The 1,112-nt window shown below is 59.8% G+C and carries 1 pseudogene; it reads left to right on the forward strand.

The features are described 5' to 3' along the window. The first annotated feature begins 69 nt into the window (after nt 1-69). Nucleotides 70-1,079: pseudogene (locus HX899_RS03025) on the forward strand (IS30 family transposase). Nucleotides 1,080-1,112: the final 33 nt, after the last annotated feature.

Raw genomic sequence — 1,112 nt, forward strand, 5'->3', positions numbered from 1 at the left:
GGGGTGGGTTCAAGGATGAAGTGCGACTTGCAATAGATAACAACGGTTTATCCTTGCAAGGAACGAGACATGAAGCGCACCTACTCCCAGATCGATATCGATGAACGCCGCAAGATTGCCCGCTGGCGCACGGCTGGGTCAGCGTTGATGTGATCGCCGAGAAGCTGCACCGACATCGCTCGACCATTTTCCGTGAGCTGCGCCGCAATACGTTCGAGGATCGTGAGATGCCGGACCTCAACGGTTACTACTGCGTGATGGCCAATGACACGGCGCGAGAACGGCGTGCCAAGCTGCGCAAACTTGCCCGGTTCGCGCAGCTCCGCCAATCGGTGATCGAGCGCATCATGCATGGCTGGTCGCCGCAACAGATCGCCGGCCGATTGCAGCTTGAGCGCCATCCGATCTCCGTCAGCCATGAGACGATCTATAAGTTCGCCTATTCCTCGGACGGTCACGCCATCAAACTGTGGCGACACCTGCCGGAGCATCGTGCCAGACGCCGGCCGCGGCACGCCAGACGCCGCCATGGCAAGCGGTTCACCCCGGATGTCAACATTCTCTACCGGCCAGACGCCGTCGCCGAGCGAAAACAGTTCGGGCATTGGGAATGCGATCTCATCCAGTTTCGCAAGAAGTTCGGAAAGGCCAACGTGACGTCGCTGGTCGAACGGGTCAGCCGATTTGCCGTCTTGCTGCGCAACAATGACCGGCAATCGAGGCCGGTGATGGACGGCCTGATCCAGGTGCTACAATCCCTGCCCCACCTCGCCCGTCGCTCGATCACCTTCGATCGTGGCACGGAGTTCACCGACTGGCCTTACCTGCAGGCCAGCATCGGAGCGCAGACATGGTTTTGCGATCCGCAATCCCCGTGGCAGAAGGGCACTGTCGAGAACACCAATAGACGGGCCAGGAAATGGCTTTCGAGAGAGGTCGATCCACTGTCTCTCAGCGACCGCGATCTCACCGAGATCTGCAACCGCCTGAACGCAACGCCACGCAAATGCCTCGGCTACAAAACGCCGGCAGAAGTCTTCCGCCAGAAACTCCTCGCGCAAATCAGGCGTACCGGTTAGCCTCTCAAAGCCCGCAGGTCGCGGTTCAGCATG

This window comes from Rhizobium sp. WYCCWR 11146 (assembly GCF_013591995.1).
Taxonomy (GTDB): Bacteria; Pseudomonadota; Alphaproteobacteria; order Rhizobiales; family Rhizobiaceae; genus Rhizobium; species Rhizobium indicum.